This window comes from Nocardia amamiensis (genome assembly GCF_015477605.1).
Lineage (GTDB): Bacteria > Actinomycetota > Actinomycetes > Mycobacteriales > Mycobacteriaceae > Nocardia > Nocardia amamiensis_A.
In genome coordinates, this window is record NZ_JADLQX010000021.1 from 121,655 (window position 1) to 140,913 (window position 19,259).

Below are 19,259 nucleotides of genomic sequence, written 5' to 3' on the forward strand. Positions count from 1 at the left end.
GTTTGCCGGTAGCCGGAAGCGGTTGCGTCCGGCGTGCGCGAACTCACAGGTAGTGCGTCTGCAACGATGGGGTCCATGCGCATCGCGGATCATGTCGTGGATCTCATCGGCAACACGCCGCTGGTCCGGTTGAACTCGGTCGTCGGACCGAACGCGGGGCTGGTGGCGGCCAAGATCGAATACCTCAACCCCGGCGGCAGCGCCAAGGATCGGATCGCGGTGAAGATGATCGACGCCGCCGAGAAGTCCGGGCAGCTGCGCCCCGGCGGCACCATCGTCGAGCCGACCTCCGGCAACACCGGTGTCGGCCTGGCGCTGGTCGCGCAGCAGCGCGGCTACAAGTGCGTGTTCGTCTGCCCGGACAAGGTCAGCGAGGACAAGCGCAACGTGCTGCGCGCCTACGGCGCCGAGGTCGTGGTCTGCCCGACCGCTGTTCCGCCGGACCACCCGAACAGCTACTACAGCGTCTCCGACCGCCTGGTCCGCGAGATCGACGGTGCGTGGAAGCCCGACCAGTACTCCAACCCGGGCGGCCCGGACAGCCACTACGAGACCACCGGTCCGGAGATCTGGCGCGACACCGACGGCAAGGTCACCCACTTCGTCGCGGGCGTCGGCACCGGCGGCACCATCACCGGCACCGGCCGCTATCTCAAGGAGATCTCCGGCGGGAAGGTGCAGATCATCGGCGCCGATCCGGAAGGCTCGGTGTACTCCGGCGGCACCGGGCGGCCGTACCTGGTCGAGGGCGTCGGCGAGGACTTCTGGCCGTCCGCCTACGACCCCGCCGTGCCGGACGAGATCATCGCGGTTTCCGACGCGGACTCCTTCGAGATGACGCGCAGGCTGGCCCGCGAGGAGGGCCTGCTGGTCGGCGGTTCCTGCGGCATGGCGGTGGTCGCGGCCATCGAGGTGGCGCGGCGTGATCCGGACGCGGTGGTGGTGGTGCTGCTGCCCGACGGTGGGCGCGGCTACCTGTCGAAGATCTTCAACGACGAGTGGATGAGCTCCTACGGATTCCTCCGCGAACGGCTGGACGGCACCGAAGAGCCCTTGGTCGGTGACGTGCTGCGCGGCAAGTCCGGCGAGCTGCCCGACCTGGTGCACACCCATCCGTCCGAGACGCTGCGCGACGCCATCGAGATCCTGCGCGAGTACGGCGTGTCCCAGATGCCGGTGGTCGGCGCCGAGCCGCCCGTGATGGCGGGCGAGGTGGCGGGCAGCGTGTCCGAGCGCGATCTGCTGTCGGCGGTCTTCGAAGGCCGGGCGCACCTGACCGATTCGGTGGCCAAGCACATGAGCCCCTCGTTCCCGCTGATCGGCTCGGGCGAGCCCATCTCCGCCGCGACCAAGGCGCTCTCGGACACCGACGCCCTGATGGTCGTCGAGGACGGCAAGCCCGTCGGCGTCATCACCCGCCACGACCTGCTCGGCTTCCTCAGCACCGGCCACATCGGAAAGTAACCGAGAAACCCGGGGTGCACCGGCCGCGCTTCGCCGATATCGCGGCCGGGCTTCCCGAGTGCCCTTCGCGGGACACCGACTTTCGGCTGTGGAGTCGTCCTATGCCGGTCGTCTGCTGCGCACCGTTTCCCGCACGCCGCCGGTGATCAGGTCGGTCCACTCGTCGGCGAGCAGAGCCAGCCGGTACCAGGCGGCGTGCACCCTGGCGTCGGAGACCTTCTCGGCGGTGTGCAGCAGGTGGCTGGCGTGGACGTGAGCCGCGGCCATGCGATCGACTGTGGCGCCGAGAGATTCCGCGCGCAGATGGTCGGTCGAGCGCTTGCGGGGGAGTTGGTCGACCACCCACGCATCGATGGTGGCCACCAATTCCATACGCCGGCAGTCGATTCCGGCGGCAGCCAGCGGGTCGGTGTGCCGCTGCCGGTGCAGCGTTGCCAGTGTCGCGGCCCAGGCGAGCAGGGGATGGTCGTCGTCCGAGTCGCTCGAATGTCCGCCGAAGGCGGCGACGAGTTCGCGCTGATCCGGCAATGGGCGGACGGCGCCGCGCGGCTGCCGCGGCAGGTGCTGATTACGCACGAACATGGCTGGCTCCCAGTGCATTCGGAACCGACCACCGTGCGCTACGGTCGATTGTCAACGTGTGCATCGTGCACCTCCGATGGAGTGGCGGTGGAGGCATCGCCCAAATGCCGGGGTCCCCCGTTATCTTGAGCACCGCCCTTGGCGTGCCGGTGACACCCACATGGCACCGAAATGACAAAACGTAACAATCCCCTACCCATGGCGACTCGCCACACCGTGAGCGCTTCCCCTCTGTGAGCTCAGCATCGCACAGCAGGGCACTTCTTCGCATGGGTCGCGACGTCTGCGTGGCCCCGATCCGGCGTGCGCAGCAGGCCGGCAGCGACGTCTGCCGGGGAGAGCGCGGCGCTGTCAATTCGGTGCTCGGGGAGTGCAATCGGGTTCGGCGGCCGAGTAGCCAGGAATTCCGTCGCCGGGCGATCAGGGTGCTGTAGAGGGTGCCGACAAGATCGAAATAAATGGTGGCAATTTATCCGCAAATATGCGATTCGGAGGTTCCTCCTGGGGTATAGCCGGGCTGGATAGTAGCCGTGGCAAATAGTCATGGCGCCATCGCGCAGCGAAGGGATGGACATGCACACCTCTAGTCTGGCCATCGATTTTCAGCAGGGGTTCTCCGACGCATGGGCTTCCATCGCCACGTTCGTGCCCAAGCTGGTCGGCTTCCTCGTCATCCTGCTCATCGGCTGGCTCATCGCGAAGGCGGTGGAGAAGATCGTCGACAAGGTGCTGGAGCGGGTCGGGTTCGACCGGGCTGTCGAGCGCGGCGGGGTACGGCGAATGCTCGAGCGCAGTAAATACGACGCCTCCGACATCCTGGCGAGACTCGCGTACTACGCGGTTCTGCTGATCGCCCTGCAGATCGGCTTCGGTGTATTCGGCCCGAACCCGGTCAGCAACGTGATCGCCGGCATCGTCGCGTGGCTGCCGAGACTGGCGATCGCGATTGTCATCGTGGTGGTCGCGGGTGCGATCGCGCACGCGGTGCGTGAAATGGTCGGCAGCACGCTCGGCGGCCTCTCCTACGGCCCGATGCTCGCCCGGATGGCGGCGGTGGGCATCTGGGCCATCGGCATCGTGGCCGCGCTGAACCAGATCGGGGTCGCCACAGCGGTCACCGTGCCGATTCTCGTCGCGGTGCTCGCGACCGTCGGCGGCATCCTGGTCGTCGGCGTCGGCGGCGGCATGATCCGCCCGATGCAGGAGCGCTGGGAGCGCTGGATCAGCGACTTGGAGCACGAGATCCCCACGGCCAGGGGGCACGCCGAGGCCTACCGCCGGGGCCGTGAGGACGCCGCCCGCGAACAGATGCTGGTGGATCAGCAGGCGGCGCGGGGCCGGCAGCCCGTCTCCGGCGAAGGCGAATGGGAACGGCAACCCGTTGGTGGGCCGGCGCAGGAGGCCGAGCAGGGGCAGCAATGGCAAGAACCCGGCACTCGCGGCCTGCGGCAGCAGCCAGGCCGGGCCGCAACCCCTGGTGAGGCCTCCCCGCAGTCTGGTCAGGGGGCGGCGCCCGGCGGAGGCTATTCGCAGCCTGGTCAGGGTGCGGCACCTGGCGGAGGTTACGGGCAGCCTGGTCAGGGTGCGGCGCCCGGCGGAGGCTATTCGCAGCCTGGTCAGGGTGCGGCACCTGGCGGAGGTTACGGGCAGCCTGGTCAGGGTGCGGCGCCCGGCGAAGGCTACCCACAGTCCGACCAGGGGACGACCCCGCGAGGGGGCCGAGCGCAGCCGGGCGAGTACCGGGGCTACCGCGACGAAAGTGACGAGCGGTAGGTCTCGGTCGCCTGCATGGACAGCGCGTCCGTCGTAGTCACGGCGGACGCGTTCGGCCGCGGCAACTCGCTCAGTGCAGTTGCGGGAGCGCGAGCTCGATGGGGTCGCGCTTGCCGTGCAGGCAGACCCCGGCCAGGCGCAGATGGATCCAGTCCGCCTCGGCCCACTCGTGGACGTCCTGCGGCACGTTGCCGCGCGTCTCCGGCACGTCCGGCGAGCCGTGACCGCGGCGCTCGGCGGCGCGGTCGGCACGCGCCTGGTCGAGCAATCCGCGCGCGTAACCAGCGAGCAGCACGGCGGGAGGGACGTCCGACGAATCCGCCACGCCGTGCCGGAGGATGTCCCGAACCGCGGCAGCATGCTGGTCCAGGACCGCCGAAAGCGCGGGCAGCCGCGCGGCCGCGGCGGTCGCGGGCGCTCCATGCGTCTGGTGCAGGCGAGTCAAAGTCCTACGCGCCGACGCTTCGATAAAGCTGGGGCCGAGCAGAAACATCACAATATGGTAGCAATCATCTGGTATTTATCAAATCGTGACGTCTGCTGCTTTTTGACGATCGATCGAGGTTGGTCTCAGCAAACTCGTCGGCGTGAACGATTCAGCGAAAAGCATTCGAGTCCGTCAACGCGCGGCCGAGTACCAGCTGATGCACCTCCGCCGTGCCCTCATAGGTGAGCACCGACTCCAGATTGTTCGCGTGGCGCAACACCGGGTAGTCGAGCGTGATGCCGTTGGCGCCGAGGATGGTGCGGCATTCGCGGGCGATCGCGATGGCCTCGCGCGTGCTGTTCAGCTTGCCCGCGCTCACCTGCTCGGACGTGACGGCGCCACGGTCTTTCAAGCGCCCGATGTGCAGGGCGAGCAGCTGGCCCTTGCCGAACTCCAGCGCCATGTCGGCCAGCTTGGCCTGGGTGAGCTGGTAGGCGGACAGCGGCTTGTCGAACACCTCACGGGTCCTGGCGTACTCGATCGTCGTCGCCAGACAGTCCCGGGCGGCGCCGAGCGCGCCGAAGATGATGCCGAAGCGCGCCTCGCTCAGGCAGGCGAGCGGCGAGGCGAGTCCGCGTGACCCGGGCAGCACCGCCTCGGCAGGCAGGCGAACATCGTCGAAGTCCAGTTCCGCGGTGATCGAGGCGCGCAGCGACAGCTTGCGGTGCATCTCTCGCGCGGTGAACCCGGGCGTGCCCGCCGGGACCAGGAACCCGCGGATCACCTGCTTGCCCTCGTCCTCGGTCTGCGCCCAGACCACCGCGACATCGGCTACCGATCCGTTGGTGATCCACATCTTGGAGCCGTTCAGCACCCAGTCGGCGCCGTCGCGCTTGGCCGTGGTCCGCATGCCGCCGGGGTTGGAGCCGAAATCCGGTTCGGTCAGTCCGAAGCAGCCGAGCGCGCGGCCCGCGGCGAGTTCCGGCAGCCACTGCTGCTTCTGCTCCTCGGAGCCGTACTTGTGGATCGCGGTCATCGCCAGCGAACCCTGCACCGAGACCATGCTGCGCACCCCGGAATCGACCGCCTCCAGTTCCTGGCAGGCCAGGCCGTAGGTGGTGGCCGACATGCCCGCGCAGCCGTAGCCGTCCAGATGCATGCCGAGCAGTCCCAGTTTGCCCAGTTCCGGTGCGAGCTCACGCGCCGGGAAGGTGCCCGCCTCGAACCATTCCGCGATGTGCGGGCGCAGGCGCTGGGCCGCGAAGCTCGCGACGGTGTCCCGGATCTCGCGCTCCTCCTCGGACAGCAGTGCATCGGTGGCGAACAGTTCTTCGACAGTGACCATGGACTCAGCGTAAACGGGCGCCGCGCCGGTGAGACCGTGCTCACGTCGGCTCATCCGGCACAACATTTCCGACTCGGCACTGACCTGCACATAATTCGATCGGCGGACTCGGTGAGCTGCCACGACGGGCGGCGTCCCGGCCGGTTCGCGGTCCGGCATTCCCTCCGATGAACCCACCGGGACAATTGCCCGGGAATCGCCGGTTAGGCTGAGCCCATGAGCCAGCTGGGATTCTCCACACGTGCCGTGCACGCCGGCTTCGAACCCGATCCGCAGACCGGCGCGGTGAATGTGCCCATCTACGCGAGTTCGACGTTCGCCCAGGACGGCGTGGGCGGGTTGCGCGGCGGTTTCGAGTACGCCCGCACCGGTAACCCGACACGCTCGGTGCTGGAGGCGAACCTCGCCGCGCTGGAATCGGGCCGCTTCGGCCGGGCGTTCGCCTCGGGCATGGCCGCCACCGACTGTGCGCTGCGTGCCACGCTGCGGCCCGGCGATCACATCGTGATCCCCGACGACGCCTACGGCGGCACCTTCCGGCTGATCGACAAGGTATTCAGCCAGTGGGGTATCGAGCACTCGCCCGCGCACGTGTTCAACGTCGACGAGATGCGCACGGCGATCCGGCCGAACACCAAACTGGTGTGGATCGAGACCCCGACCAACCCGCTGCTGAGCATCGGCGACATCCCCGCGCTGGCCGACGTGGCGCACGCCGCGGGCGCCAAACTGGTGGTCGACAACACCTTCGCGACCCCCTACCTGCAGCAGCCATTGCTGCTCGGCGCCGACATCGTGGTGCACTCCACCACCAAGTACCTCGGTGGCCATTCCGACGTGGTCGGTGGCGCGTTGATCACCGACGATCCGGAACTCGACGCGGCGTTCGCATTCCTACAGAACGGCGCGGGTGCGGTGCCCGGCCCGTTCGACGCCTTCCTTACTCTGCGCGGCACCAAGACCCTCGCGCTGCGGATGGACCGGCACTGCGACAACGCCGAAACCCTCGCGGAATTCCTGTCCCGGCACCCCGCGATCTCCCAGGTGATCTACCCCGGCCTGCCGGAGCACCCGGGCCATGCCGTCGCCGGCAAGCAGATGCGGCGATTCGGCGGCATGATCTCGGTGCGCCTGCACGGCGGCCTCGAGGCCGCCCACAAGTTCTGCGCGCGGACCGAGCTTTTCACCCTCGCCGAATCACTGGGTGGCGTCGAGTCGCTGATCGAGCACCCGGCCGCGATGACGCACGCGTCCACCGAGGGCTCCGAGCTGGAAGTGCCCGCCGATCTGGTGCGGCTGTCGGTCGGCATCGAGGATGTCAGCGACCTGCTCGCGGACGTCGAACAGGCATTGAGCTAGGTTCACGGACATGACGAAGCGGCCGCACCCGATGATCGGGCGCGGCCGCTCGTGTCCCTGGGGGTGTCGGCCGGGCAGCGCGCCGCGGCCGCGAGCATCAGCTGTGGTAGGGCTCGGCGCTGATCAGCGTGACCTTCATGATGTTGCCGTTGGGCAAGGTGTATTCCCTCGTCTCGCCCACCTTGGCGTCGATGAGCGCGCCGCCGAGCGGGGAGTTCGGCGAGTAGGTCTCCAGCTTGGAATCGCGCAGGCCCTCTTCACGGGTGGCGATCAGGAACGTTTCGGTGTCCGTCTCGTCGCCGTCGTAGTAGACCTTGACGACCGACCCGGGAAGCGCGACGCCGGATTTGGTGGGTGCGACACCGACCTTGGCGTTGTTCAGCAGCTCCTGCAGCTGGCGGATGCGCGCCTCCTGCTGACCCTGCTCCTCGCGCGCGGCGTGGTATCCGCCGTTCTCCTTGAGGTCGCCTTCTTCGCGGCGTTCGTTGATCTCGGCGGCGATGACCGGACGATTGGCGATGAGCGCGTCGAGTTCGCCCTTGAGCCTGTCGTGCGACTCCGGGGTCAGCCAGGTCACTTGCGTCTCAGTCATCTCGATCACTCCCTAGTAGTTGTTCCCGGCAGGCCGGGATTCCCTGAGCACTGGCGGATGCCCACTCGACAGCGGGCATGCACCAGTCGACGGCTAGAGCGATCCTGGGAAGTTCATCGAACCCCGACAGGCCCTGGTCGCGGGCAAGCTCGCAAGCCCGAACCGTCAGCGCTGGCCGCCAATGCAGCAAACACGGCTCCGAGCTCCGGAACCGTGTATCACGCCATTTTAGCATGATTCACAAATGTGCAGGTCGGAGTTGATTTCCCGGGCACGTCGGGGGCAAACGCGCGGAAATCAGCCAGCGCGCAGATAACTGGGCACCTGATCACTGCACGCGTAGATGCTGCCCGACACCGGTCGCGCGGACGCCCGCACGGTAGTGGTCAGCTCCACCGTCCCGCTGCTCGAGGGCTCGACGAGCACCTCGCGGCGGCCAAGTTCGGACCCGTCGCGCGCCATCGCGCGCACGAAGCAGACCACCGGCCGCGCGGGGTCGGCACGAGTGACCTTGAGCCGGATGGTCATGGTCGAGTCGTCCACCACGGTGTAGCCGAGCTGCTCGGCCTCGATGTCGTCCGGGCCGTATTTCTGATAGCCCAGGTAGGCGACCCCGAGCCCGGCGAGCACCACGAACGCGCCGAGGACCGGCACGATCCAGCGCCGCCGCACCGCGGGCCGCGTTCCGTACCGGTCGGCGGGCGGTCCGCTTGTTCGCTCGCTCATGCCGTCCCCTCGCTGCGCTCGGCGCCGTCACGAGCGAGGGCTCGGCTGTGCTTGCTGGTTCGCTCGCTGCGCTCGCTCATGCCGTCCCCTCGCTGCGCTCGGCGCCGTCACGAGCGAGGGCTCGGCTGTGCTTGCTGGTTCGCTCGCTGCGCTCGCTCACTGGTGGTCGCTCCCGGGGGGTACATCGGAACAAAGATGGGTCGAATGGAACTATAGGTAACGAAGCCCCGACACCCGCGAGCGAGAGCGACGGTGAACGAGACGTGAGTGGCCTTCGCCTCATGGCGGTGCATGCCCACCCAGACGACGAATCCAGCAAGGGCGCCGCGACGACCGCCCGTTATGCCGACGAAGGACATGAGGTCCTCGTCGTCACGCTGACCGGCGGAGAACGCGGAAGCATCCTGAACCCGGCCATGGACACCCCCGGCGTCCTGGAGCGGATCCACGAGATCCGCCGCGAGGAGATGGACGCCGCGGCGCGTGCGCTCGGCGTGCGCCAGCACTGGCTCGGTTTCGTCGACTCGGGCCTGCCCGAGGGTGACCCGCTGCCGCCGCTGCCCGAGGGCTGCTTCGCGCTGGTCCCGCTGGAGGAGGCCACCGAGGCGCTGGTCCGCGTGGTGCGCGAGTTCAAGCCGCACGTGATGACCACCTACGACGAGACCGGCGGCTACCCGCACCCAGACCACATCCGCTGCCATGAGGTGTCGATGGCCGCGTTCGAGGCCGCGGGCGACCCCGAGCGTTTCCCCGACGCGGGCGAGCCGTGGACGCCGCTGAAGCTGTACTACGACCACGGGTTCAACATGCGGCGCATGGAGCTGTTCGCCACTGAGTACGAGCGTCTCGGCGAGCCGTTCCCCCTGCAGGAGTGGCTGGACCGGATGCGCAAGTTCGCCGCCGAGCGCGGTGACGTGGTCTCCCGGATCACTACGCAGATCGAATGCGCCAAGTATTTCCCCCAGCGCGACGACGCCTTGCGCGCGCACGCCACGCAGATCGACCCGAACGGCGCCTTCTTCGCCATTCCGCTGGAAATGCAGCAGCGGCTGTGGCCGACCGAGGAGTTCGAACTGGCCAAGACCCGGGTGAGCACCGCGCTCCCGGAGACCGACCTGTTCGCCGGCATCGAGGACGAGCGGTCGTGACGCTGGTCCTGCTCGCCCAGACGCCCGGCACGCCGACCGGACCGGAGTTCGGCAAGGCCTCGCCGCTCGGGCTCGTCATCGTGCTGATCCTGCTCGTGGGCACCTTCCTGCTGATCCGTTCGATGAACCGGCACATCAAGGGCCTGCCCGCGACCTTCGAGCCCGAGCACCCCGAACCGGACCAAGAGGCCGACGAGGGGACCGAGCACGGCATCACGCGACGCACCGAGGAGTCGAAGGGCGCCGACCCCGATGGTCGCGCCGAGCCGAGCTGAAACCCCCGCTGAGCTGCGCTCTGTTACCTTTCCGCGCGCTCGTTCGTCAGTGAGGTAGTCGCGGCACGGACCACGGCCGGGAGGCCGAAAGTGGATTCGTTGCTCGCGCTCCTTCGATACGAACGTGAGAGTCAGGACAGAGCGATGACATTCGACGAACTGCGTGGTGCGCTGCCGGGCCGCGTGCTGCTGCCCGGTGACGAGGGTTTCGAGAACGCCGCGCGGCCGTGGACGCTGACGGTGGTTCAGCCGGTGGCCGCGGTGGTGCACGCCGCCGACGCGTACGACGTCGCGGCCGTCGTCCAATACGCGCGGGGCGCCGGTGTCCCGGTGGTCACCCAACCGACCGGGCACGGCGCCGCGGGTGGAGTCGCGGACGCGATTCTGCTGCGCACGCGACAGCTGGACACCATCGAGATCGACCCCGCACGGCGGGTGGCGCGGGTCGGCGCGGGCACGAGCTGGGGCCGGGTGCAGGCCGCTGCCGGTGCGCACGGGCTGACCGGTCTCGCGGGCAGCAATCCCGCGGTCGGCGTGACGGGTTACACCGTAGGCGGCGGGATGAGCTGGTTCAGCCGCAAGCACGGCTGGGCCTCCGACGCGGTGCGCGCGTTCGAGATCGTCGACGCCGAAGGCCTGCGTCGCCGGGTCACGGCCCAGGACGATCCGGACCTGTTCTGGGCGCTGCGCGGCGGCAGTGGTGACTTCGCCGTGGTCACCGCACTGGAATTCGACCTGTTCCCCGCGCCGGAACTGTTCGGTGGCCGCGTCTTGTGGCCCGCGACGCGCATTCGCGAGGTCTTCGAGGCGTTCCAGGAGATCACCGCGACGGCACCGGACGAGCTGACGGTCTGGTTCCAGCGCCTCCAGATCCCGGACGCGCCGCCCATGGTCGGGATGGACGCGGTGTATCTCGGCGATCCGGACCAGGGCCGCACCCTGCTCGCTCGGCTCGACGCCATCGGGGATCCGATCATCGACAAGCGCGGTGTTTTCGGAGCCGCCCACATCGGCGCCATCACCGCGGAACCCACCGATCCGAGCCCCTCGCTGTCGCGTGCCGAGCAGCTGACCGAGCTCGGCGACGCCGTGATCAAGACCCTGATCGACGAACCGGTCGCCCCGCTGGCCAACTTGCAGATCCGCCACCTGGGCGGGGCCTTGGCCGAGCACCGTGCCGATGGCGGTGCGCGCGGCCCGATCGCCGAGCCGTACCTGCTCTACTGCCTCGGTCTCGGGCTCCCGCACCTCGCCGAGGCCGTCAAGGCCCGGCGCACGGCAATAGTCGACGCGCTGAGCGGTCAGATCAGCGGAGGGAAGCCGTTCACCTTCCTGACGCCCGACGAAAAGGCCTCCGCCGCTTTCGATTCCGCGACGTTGACCCGGCTGCGTGAGCTCAAGAGCGCTCGGGACCCGCACGGCGTCATCCGGGGCAACTACCCGGTGCTCGGATAGTCGCCCGCGGGGAGAGGCCCCGCCGCGATGATCGGTGGCGGCTCGGGGCTCGCGCGGCCCGGCGCGGTCAGCCGGGCCTACCGCGGGCGGACAGTCGCCCGGTGGTGGTTGCGGGCGGGAATGGACAGTCGCGGGTGGCGGGGCGGGGAAACTGGTCTCGCCCCCGCGTGTCGTCGAAGCGAAGGGCAGAGCCGAACTTCGCATTGGAAGGTGTAATGGAGTGCGGTGCAACCCGTTGTTACCGCTGGTGCCAGAGTGCCGTAGCTAGCCTAATTCGGTTGCCACATTTTGTTTTTCTCGGCCCGGACGCTGCCTAATACACTTGCAGCCACTGGAAAGCGCACTACCGGCAACCATTTTGCGCAATATGGTGTTCGCAATACCGCGCGCCGGTCGGTGTCCTGTGTTACCAATTCAGCCAAACCGCTCGACTGAAGGAACACCATGGACAACGTGATCGGACAGATCGACCGTGCACTCGACGCGACCGGCGCGGTCGTCGCGGCCGTGGAAGTGGCCGGCCTGGCGGCGCCGACGCCGTGCCGGGACTGGGATGTGCGGGCCGTGCTCAACCACACCGTTGGCGGCATGCACATCTTCGCCGCTGCGCTGAGTGGCACGGATGCGGGCGCCGAACACGGTTCCGACTGGCTCGGCGGCGACCCGCAGGGAGCCTACGCCGCGGCGGCGGAGGTGGATCGCGCCGCGTGGCACCGGCCGGGCGCGCTGGATGGCACAGTAGGCATTTCGCTGGGAGAACTGCCGGGCCATGCGGCGGCACTGGTGCATCTGACCGAAGTTCTCGTCCATGGTGTCGACATCGCGGTGGCCATCGATCGGCCGGATCTCGCCGACGATGAGCTCTGCGGCGAATTGCTCGCCACCATGCGCGCGATGGGCGGAATCGAAGCCTTCCGGGCACGGGGTGCTTTCGGGCCGGAAGTCGTTGTCGCTGAGGAAGAACCGGCGCACCGTCGGCTCTTGGGGTATGTCGGGCGCGAGGTGTTGACCCGGACGCCCTGACAGGCGCCGGGAACGCTGTGGCCGGCTCGCGCTGTCACCGTATTTCTGCCGAAGGTTGTGTGCGGAGGCACTAGGGTTGAGCGCGGGAACCATTCGCCCAGTGCGACAGTGAAGCGATCTCCCCGCTGCGAGGCGGCACCGGCAGTCGCGAGCGCCGGGCCGGAGGGGCGGGACTTGGCCGAACCTGCTGAAAGGCGCCGACGACTGATGCCACGAACGATCCTGTATCCCTCCGACGAGCAGATTCGAATCACGACAGCGAGATTGCTCGACCTGTACAGCGACTCGGCCCCCGTTTTCTTCGGCCTCACCTTGGTGGGACCGGATCGAGTCGGCGTCATGCCGCAGCCGATACTGCCGACGGACGAACCACCGATTCACGACCTCTCGACGCTGATCTTCTCGCGCGCCCCACGTGCGACGTTGTGGGGTTTCGGATACCGCGACGAACTACTCGCCGAACGCGACGGCGAATCGGCCGAAGCGATGGCCGCGTGGACCGCCGACGCGCGGGGCAACATGTGGAAGGCCGTACAGTTCCGGGACCAGCCGGACACGGACCCGATGGTCACCTTCCGTCCGGCCGACGAAGGCCGGCCGGACGAAGAGGCGATCATGTTGGAGCTGTGGGTCGCGGCAATGGCTCTCGCGGCGATCTGACGGGCGGAGAGTTCGGTCAGCGGCCGGAACCGCTGAATGATCCGCTCCTCAGCCCACCCGCGGATCCGGTCGGCAGCCGGAACTCGGCATCCGGGACACCGGTGCCGTTGGGATCGAGCAGATCGTCTTGGTTCGCATAGGGACTCATGCCGGGCGGTGCCTGTCGCGTGGTGAGGTACTTCCACAAGCCGTCGGCAAGTCCGATGCCTCCGCCGAACAACGTACCGACCAGGCCGCCGCCCGCGGCGAGCGCCATGATGACCGCGGGCGCCGTCGCGAGGCAACCAGGGCCGACGACAAGGCAGGAGCCGAGGCCGAGAACGGCTCCGACGACGGCTCCGACAGCCAGTCCGACGACGGTGCCCACCAGCGTGCCGCGGGTCAGGTTGTTGGCCAGGTCGTTGAGCGCGAGTTGCTCCTCGAACGGTGAGGCGGCCGGTTGCGCTCGGTCCCGATGCGATGCGAGGTCCGGGGTGAGCGTGAGAGTTCTTCCCGCGCCGGTGATCTGCTGTGCGATGCCATGACGTTCGCCGTCGATGGTCAGTGCCAACGGGAGAGTGGTGAGCAACTCGCCGTCGAGGTCGAGGACGGAAACGGATTGCCGGTCCGAAGCAAGAGTGAAGGTCGCGCCGTCCAGGGTCGTGACCACGGACTGCCCGATCACATCGACGCGGTAGCTGTCAGACGGCTCCGCCGACGCCGGCGCAGACGCCACCGCCACGAACGCGACGGTCGTGGCCAAAAGTGTTGGTGCCCATTTGATCATGATCGTTCCTCGACCGTCACTGCCCATGCGATGTGTCAGCGGGAGCCAGGACCCCGCCGGGTCGGCCCTGAACGTGCGGGGCGTACTTGGTCCCGCCTGGCGGGGTCTGCAGCGTGGTGACGTACTCGTACAGCGCGTAGGCGGCGGCCGGCCCGCCACCCAGCACCAGCCCGGCGAGGCCGCCTACGGCTCCGACGAGGCCGATGATCGGAAGCACCGTGACCACGCAGCCGAGACTGATGACGGCGCATGCCGCTCCTGCCAGTACGAATCCGACGCCGATTCCGACGGCCGCACCGATCGCGGTGCCGATCAAGCTGCCGAGCGAGGTGCCGATGCTGACCGCATTGATCAGATCGTTCATCGCCAGTTGGTTCTCCAAAGGCGATGCGATCAGGTTCGATTCATTGCGCCGTATGCCTTCGGTGTCGGGTGTCATCGTCAGCGTGCGGCTGTCACCGGAGATGTCATATCGAATCGGCAGCGGCTGCCCGTCGATGCTGAAAGTCAGCGGAAGCGTGTCGAGTTCGTGTCCGGCGGAGTTGCGCACAATCACCGACTGCCGGTCTCCGGCGAGGGTGAACACCCCGTGCTCGAGTGTGGTGATCACCGACCGGTCGACGATGTTGGCGTGGTACGCCACGTGCGGCGGGTGGGTCTCGGGATCGGCCGCCGCGGTCGCGGTCGCGGTCACGCCGATAGTTGCGGTGAATACTGCTGCCCACGCGGCTCTGCGAAGGGGCATTGATCTTTCCTTACCTTGGGTTCCTCGTCGGGCAAGCCGGGGCGAGGAACAGGGAGCCGCATCCACGCGAAGTTCGGATCGATGAGTTCGATACGAGATCGCTGCCCGAGGCGTCCCACGGTCTGGCAAGCCTCGGCTGACATCGGCTGGTTGTTGTTGCGGTGCGCTCACGCAAGCGGGAACGCAGACTGAGCATATCTTCATAGCTGACGATAAAGTCAGAGTTTTGCGGAATTCGTTGCACTCTCCGGCTCCCCTCGGTTTCCGGTACGAAGAGCGCGCCTGGACCGCGTCCCGCACCCTTACCCCCGCGCGAGGAAGCGGCCCGCTTCTCCAACCGCCCCGCGATGAGTTGGCGGCCGCTGGGACTCCCAGGCGCACCGGCGGTCAGGACCCGATTTCGCGCCGCGGCAGGTGTAGCTGACCCGGCGGCCGGGCATCTATCCAGTGCCGCAGCGAAAGGCGAGCCAACCATGCGTACGGCCCGCCGCGACCGAGGAGGAATGACTACCGATATGAACTTCCAGCACGGCTGGCCCGGCGCCACACCGGGCAGCTATCCGCCCCCGCATCCGCACCTGCCGAGCCATGGCTATGGGGCGCCGCAATCTTCGGCGGGTGGTGGCACCGGGATCGCGGCGGGGCTGCTTGCGTTGCTGGGTGGCGGTTGGGAGACGTACGGTCTGGTGTCCCTGGTGAATTCGCGGATCTTCGACACCCTGGCGGGTCTTGCGCTGGTGAGCGTGGCGGTGGCGGGATTGGTGGCGTTCCTGCTGATTCTGGGCGGCGTCCTGCTGCTGTGTCGATTGACTGCCGGCCGAGCTCTGGTGATCGTCGGCAGCGCACTGAGTTTGATCAACTTGGCTGTCGGGCTCGCGATGGCAGGGCTTTTCGGACTGCAGCCGATAGTCGTCGGCGTGCTGACGCTGGCGACCCTTGTCCTCGCCGCCATCAGTCCGACCGGCCGGTGGATCGCGGCACGTCGTCGATCAACTTCGCAGTACGGCCCCCATCCCGCACCGCCATATGGTCAACCCTTGTTCGCGCAGTACAGCCACCAGCCTCCGCAGCCTTACGGACAGCCAATCGCTCCGCCCCCGGTCCATCCGGCGCCACCGTACGGCCAGCCGCCATATCCGAACCGCTGACCCGCTGGTCGGAGTGCGTCGGGATGGTCGCGGGGCCGGATTCCGGCACGTGCTGACTTGCCCTCCTCAGCCGCGCCGATTTCGACCACCCAGGCGCGGTTGGCCGGGTCGAGCACGGTCGCGTACGGCCCGATGTGGACTACCCGAAGCCGCCGCCGGAGGGTCGAGGAGTTGCTCCCCGCATCGCGCCGGGAAGGGTCGTACGGTGGAGCCATGAACCGGCTCGGAATGGCGACTTCTCCGTACCTGCGCCAGCACGCGGACAACCCCGTGCACTGGCGGGAGTGGGATGCCGAGGCGCTGGCCGAAGCGCGCGAGCGAGACGTGCCGATCCTGCTCTCGGTCGGGTATGCGTCCTGCCACTGGTGCCACGTGATGGCGCACGAGTCGTTCGAGGACGCGGCGACCGCCGAGCAGATGAACGAGAACTTCGTCTGCGTGAAGGTCGACCGGGAAGAACGCCCGGACCTCGACGCGGTGTACATGAACGCCACCGTCGCGATGACCGGTCAGGGCGGCTGGCCGATGACCTGCTTCCTCACCCCGGACGGCGAACCGTTCTATTGCGGCACCTATTACCCGAAACTCCCGCGCGGCGGCATGCCGTCGTTCTCCCAGCTGCTCACCGCGATCACCGACACCTGGCGCACGCGTCGCGACGAGGTGGACCAAGCGTCCGCGCAGGTGGCCACGGCGCTGCGCGCGCAGACGGCGGGGCTGCCCGACGCGGATCTGACCATCACGGCCGAGTTGCTCGGCCACGCCGTCGCCGCCGTGTTGCGCGACGAGGACGACAAGCACGGCGGCTTCGGCGGCGCGCCGAAGTTCCCGCCGTCCGCGCTGCTGGAGGGCCTGCTGCGGCACTGGGAGCGGACCGGCGAACCCGCCGTGTTCGACGTGGTCGCGCGCACCGCCGAGGCGATGGCGCGCGGCGGCATCTACGACCAGCTGCGCGGTGGTTTCGCGCGGTACTCGGTCGATGCCGCGTGGGTGGTGCCGCACTTCGAGAAGATGCTCTACGACAACGCGCAGCTGCTGCGCGCCTACGCGCACCTGGCGCGGCGCAGTACGTCGGTGCTGCCGGAATCGTTGTCGCACCGGGTCACGCGCGAGATCGTACGGTTCCTGCTCGACGACTTGGGTACCGCGCAGGGCGGCTTCGCCTCGGCGTTGGACGCCGATACGCACTTGGAGCCCGGCAAACCGGGCGTCGAAGGCGCGACCTATGTGTGGACCCCGGCCGAACTGGCTGGTGCGCTCGGTGCGATCGACGGGGCGTGGGCCGCCGAATTCTTCGGTGTCACCACCGCGGGGAACTTCGAACAGGGCACCTCCGTGTTGACCAGGTACACCGAGCCGGTCGTCGCGGAGGACAACGCGCGCCTGGAACACGTTCGAGCGGCGCTGATCGCGGCGCGCGACCGGCGTCCGCAGCCGGAGCGCGACGACAAAGTGGTGACCGCGTGGAACGGGATGGCGATCACCGCCCTCGCCGAAGCCGCCGCCGCGCTGGACGAGCCGGAATGGGTGGCCGCCGCCGTCCGGTGCGCGCGCTTCCTGCTCGCCGAGCACGCGGTGGACGGGCGGCTGCGGCGGGCGTCGCTCGGCGGTGTCGTCGGCGCCGCGCCGGGCATCCTGGAGGACTACGCGTGGCTGGTCACGGGGCTGCTCGCGCTGCACCAGGCGACCGGTGAGCTCGGCTGGCTCGAGGACGCGCAGCGGTTGCTGGACACGGCGATCGAGCACTTCGCCGACCCCGACCAACTCGGTGGCTGGTTCGACACCGCCGACGACGCCGAAACGCTCGTCACCCGTCCGCGGGACCCGATCGACGGCGCCACGCCCGCCGGCGCCTCGGCGCTGGCCGAGGCGCTGCTCACCGCGGCGGCCGCGAGCGACCCGGAGCGCGCCGCGCGTTACCGCGAACTCGCCGACCGCACGCTCGAGCGCGGCGCGATCGTCCTGGCGCGCGCTCCGCGTTCGGCCGGCCAGTGGCTCGCTGTCGCCGAGGCCGCCCTGCGCGGGCCGCTCCAAGTCGCGATCGCCACCGAATCCGCCTCCCGGCCAACGGAGTTGCTCACGACTGCCCGCCTGGCCGCCCCTGGCGGGTCGGTCGTCCTGGCCGCCGCCCCCAACGCCGTCCCGCTCCTGGCCGATCGCCCCCTGGTTCGCAACGCCGCCGCGGCCTACGTCTGCCGCGGTTCGGTGTGCGACCTCCCGGTCTCCACCCCGGACCAACTTCGCATGGCACTCCAGCGCAATTAGCAGCCTTACGGCTACGCGGCCGGATTGGTCGGCATCCGCAGCAGACGACCGCCGATATCGGCAAGCAGCTCGAGCTTGCCACCGAGTGCGGAAACATAGGCTGCGATGGCGTCCACGGTGGCCACCTGGCCACGTTCGATCTGCGAGGCCCGACCGGGGCTTACGCCCATGATTTCCGCCAGTCCTGCCTGCGTGAAATTCAGCCGTTTCCGCTCTTCGGCAAGTTGATATCCCCACTGTTCAGCCATGATTGCACCGCGTCGCCGCGCAGCCTCGTCCTCGCCGACCCGATTGCGGTAGGCCTCCCTATCCCATTTGCTGAAGCTGCTCATGTCTCGCGTTCCTCCTCGGTTCTTTCCTTCGAGTAGATCTCGTACAGTGCCTCGGCCCGCATCCGAAGGCCGAGGACGAATGGCAGTCCAGGATTCAAGATCGCGCTGATCGCAACCATTCTCGGAACAAGCTGCGCCTCTTACTGTCCGGAGATCCCCTTCTGCCCGGGCCCGATGACGTCTGCAGCCGGGGACCGCCATGTCCGCCTCGGTTCTCGACGCCGACCGATCCCTGATTCGGAGCGAAGGTGCAGCCAACTCCCTGGTCAGTCAGAGATATTCGACCCGAATCAGGGCCGATCGCGGCGTCCGGACGGCTCGCAGGGTGCCGGGCGCACCTGTCGACGCTGAACGGTTACTGGGGCTACCTGGGTGCCGTGGCAGGCAGCATCGTCACGCTGATCCTGCTGTTCCAGCCGTGGCTGACCGCGGCCGGTGCCGACGGCAAGGCCAGTGCCAACGCCTTCGGCCGGATCACCGCGACCACCTCCTACCTCAATGTCTGGTCGTCATCGCAGGCACCGGCCGCGCGCATCAGCGGCGTCCCGGCGATACTCTCCGCCGCGGCGATAGTTGTCACCGTCTGCGTGGTGGCGGCGAATGTCCGGTATCGCACCGAGGTTCTGTCCCGAATAGCAACGGTTTCCACGGTTACCGTCGCGGCTCTGGTGCTCCTCACTGTGCTCTACGTCAACAGCAAAGCCCCCGAACTACGGGCGACGCTCGCGCGCACCTCGGACCTGGGTGGACAAGCCGGAATGGTGATGAGCTGGGCCTTCGGCAACGGCAGTATCGTCCTACCGGGAATCCGGCAAGTCGCCTACGACACCGCCGGACTGACCCGCTGGGCCATGGTCGCCGGAGGCACCTCACTCGCTTCGGCCGTCACAGCGATCGCGCAATGGGCACACGACCACCCGCCCACCTCTATCCGCCTGCCCTGGCGCGTCGCCATCCACAGATCGGGAGCCTCGGAGCAACCGGCCCGGCAACGGTAGTGAACGGCTTGATAATCGGCGAGGGTGGGATTCCGCCGCGCTGCGGCTCGTCTGCGAGTTGCGGCGTCTAGGGCCTGTGTCGAAGTGAGTTGAGGGGTGGCACCGCTGTGCGGTGCCACCCCTCAACTGTTTGTTTGAAAGTGGTTGTCCGCGTTGGCAGATGGGCGAGGTCTCCG

At 68.3% G+C, this 19,259-nt stretch carries 19 protein-coding genes; 11 read left to right on the top strand and 8 right to left on the bottom strand.

Translation table 11 applies throughout. The features are described 5' to 3' along the window. The first annotated feature begins 75 nt into the window (after window positions 1-75). Entirely contained in the window at window positions 76-1,464 is a 1,389-nt protein-coding gene (locus IU459_RS25630; RefSeq protein WP_195132119.1) for a cystathionine beta-synthase, read from the top strand. A 99-nt stretch (window positions 1,465-1,563) separates the two neighbouring features. Here the strand turns inward: IU459_RS25630 and IU459_RS25635 are convergent, their stop codons facing one another. Beyond that, window positions 1,564-2,046 (bottom strand): DUF4254 domain-containing protein, encoded by a 483-nt coding sequence (locus tag IU459_RS25635; protein WP_195132120.1) that lies wholly within the window; start codon window positions 2,044-2,046, stop codon window positions 1,564-1,566. A gap of 573 nt (window positions 2,047-2,619) precedes the next feature. Between IU459_RS25635 and IU459_RS25640 the strand changes: the two genes are divergently transcribed. Further along, window positions 2,620-3,819 (top strand): mechanosensitive ion channel family protein, encoded by a 1,200-nt coding sequence (locus IU459_RS25640; RefSeq protein WP_195132121.1) that lies wholly within the window; start codon window positions 2,620-2,622, stop codon window positions 3,817-3,819. Window positions 3,820-3,889: 70 nt separating this feature from the next. On the opposite strand, the gene IU459_RS25645 is transcribed toward IU459_RS25640, so the two are convergent. Together IU459_RS25645 and IU459_RS25650 are read right to left on the bottom strand one after the other, a co-directional pair. Beyond that, window positions 3,890-4,312, bottom strand: coding sequence for a DUF6401 family natural product biosynthesis protein (locus IU459_RS25645; protein WP_195132122.1), 423 nt, complete (start codon window positions 4,310-4,312; stop codon window positions 3,890-3,892). 103 nt (window positions 4,313-4,415) lie between these two features. Beyond that, entirely contained in the window at window positions 4,416-5,591 is a 1,176-nt protein-coding gene (locus IU459_RS25650; RefSeq protein WP_195132123.1) for an acyl-CoA dehydrogenase family protein, read from the bottom strand. A 216-nt stretch (window positions 5,592-5,807) separates the two neighbouring features. Between IU459_RS25650 and IU459_RS25655 the strand changes: the two genes are divergently transcribed. Next, window positions 5,808-6,950: a cystathionine gamma-synthase gene (locus IU459_RS25655; RefSeq protein WP_195132124.1), complete on the top strand. Its 1,143-nt coding sequence runs from the start codon at window positions 5,808-5,810 to the stop codon at window positions 6,948-6,950. A 97-nt stretch (window positions 6,951-7,047) separates the two neighbouring features. Here the strand turns inward: IU459_RS25655 and greA are convergent, their stop codons facing one another. Then, a complete protein-coding gene (gene greA, locus IU459_RS25660) occupies window positions 7,048-7,542 on the bottom strand; it encodes a transcription elongation factor GreA (RefSeq protein ID WP_067467905.1) in 495 nt (164 codons plus the stop codon). 297 nt (window positions 7,543-7,839) lie between these two features. After that, complete coding sequence (locus tag IU459_RS25665; protein WP_195132125.1) at window positions 7,840-8,268, bottom strand: DUF4307 domain-containing protein; 429 nt, start codon at window positions 8,266-8,268, stop codon at window positions 7,840-7,842. A gap of 281 nt (window positions 8,269-8,549) precedes the next feature. Between IU459_RS25665 and mca the strand changes: the two genes are divergently transcribed. The 5 genes from mca (at window position 8,550) to IU459_RS25690 (ending at window position 12,829) form a co-directional block, all read left to right on the top strand. Continuing rightward, window positions 8,550-9,416: a mycothiol conjugate amidase Mca gene (mca, locus tag IU459_RS25670; protein WP_195132150.1), complete on the top strand. Its 867-nt coding sequence runs from the start codon at window positions 8,550-8,552 to the stop codon at window positions 9,414-9,416. After that, complete coding sequence (locus IU459_RS25675) at window positions 9,413-9,691, top strand: hypothetical protein (RefSeq protein ID WP_195132126.1); 279 nt, start codon at window positions 9,413-9,415, stop codon at window positions 9,689-9,691. Before mca ends, IU459_RS25675 begins: the two co-directional genes overlap by 4 nt. Window positions 9,692-9,835: 144 nt before the next feature. Then, the gene (locus tag IU459_RS25680; protein ID WP_195132127.1) at window positions 9,836-11,146 is read left to right on the top strand and encodes an FAD-binding oxidoreductase; all 1,311 of its coding nucleotides are present in this window, start codon (window positions 9,836-9,838) and stop codon (window positions 11,144-11,146) included. Window positions 11,147-11,590: 444 nt separating this feature from the next. After that, a complete protein-coding gene (locus tag IU459_RS25685) occupies window positions 11,591-12,169 on the top strand; it encodes a TIGR03086 family metal-binding protein (RefSeq protein WP_195132128.1) in 579 nt (192 codons plus the stop codon). A gap of 207 nt (window positions 12,170-12,376) precedes the next feature. Beyond that, window positions 12,377-12,829 carry a hypothetical protein gene (locus tag IU459_RS25690; RefSeq protein WP_195132129.1) on the top strand — a complete coding sequence of 151 codons (453 nt, stop codon included), beginning with the start codon at window positions 12,377-12,379 and terminating at the stop codon, window positions 12,827-12,829. 16 nt (window positions 12,830-12,845) lie between these two features. Here the strand turns inward: IU459_RS25690 and IU459_RS25695 are convergent, their stop codons facing one another. Both IU459_RS25695 and IU459_RS25700 read right to left on the bottom strand, forming a co-directional pair. Beyond that, the gene (locus IU459_RS25695) at window positions 12,846-13,595 is read right to left on the bottom strand and encodes a hypothetical protein (protein WP_195132130.1); all 750 of its coding nucleotides are present in this window, start codon (window positions 13,593-13,595) and stop codon (window positions 12,846-12,848) included. A gap of 16 nt (window positions 13,596-13,611) precedes the next feature. Next, the gene (locus IU459_RS25700) at window positions 13,612-14,340 is read right to left on the bottom strand and encodes a hypothetical protein (RefSeq protein WP_195132131.1); all 729 of its coding nucleotides are present in this window, start codon (window positions 14,338-14,340) and stop codon (window positions 13,612-13,614) included. Between the two features lie 503 nt (window positions 14,341-14,843). Between IU459_RS25700 and IU459_RS25705 the strand changes: the two genes are divergently transcribed. Next, window positions 14,844-15,488 (top strand): hypothetical protein, encoded by a 645-nt coding sequence (locus IU459_RS25705; protein WP_195132132.1) that lies wholly within the window; start codon window positions 14,844-14,846, stop codon window positions 15,486-15,488. Between the two features lie 213 nt (window positions 15,489-15,701). Next, window positions 15,702-17,753 (top strand): thioredoxin domain-containing protein, encoded by a 2,052-nt coding sequence (locus IU459_RS25710; RefSeq protein WP_195132133.1) that lies wholly within the window; start codon window positions 15,702-15,704, stop codon window positions 17,751-17,753. Between the two features lie 11 nt (window positions 17,754-17,764). Here IU459_RS25710 and IU459_RS25715 read toward each other — a convergent pair whose 3' ends face one another. After that, window positions 17,765-18,085, bottom strand: coding sequence for a helix-turn-helix domain-containing protein (locus IU459_RS25715; RefSeq protein WP_195132134.1), 321 nt, complete (start codon window positions 18,083-18,085; stop codon window positions 17,765-17,767). A gap of 377 nt (window positions 18,086-18,462) precedes the next feature. Between IU459_RS25715 and IU459_RS25720 the strand changes: the two genes are divergently transcribed. Next, complete coding sequence (locus tag IU459_RS25720) at window positions 18,463-19,083, top strand: hypothetical protein (protein ID WP_195132135.1); 621 nt, start codon at window positions 18,463-18,465, stop codon at window positions 19,081-19,083. The last annotated feature ends 176 nt before the right edge of the window (window positions 19,084-19,259 follow it).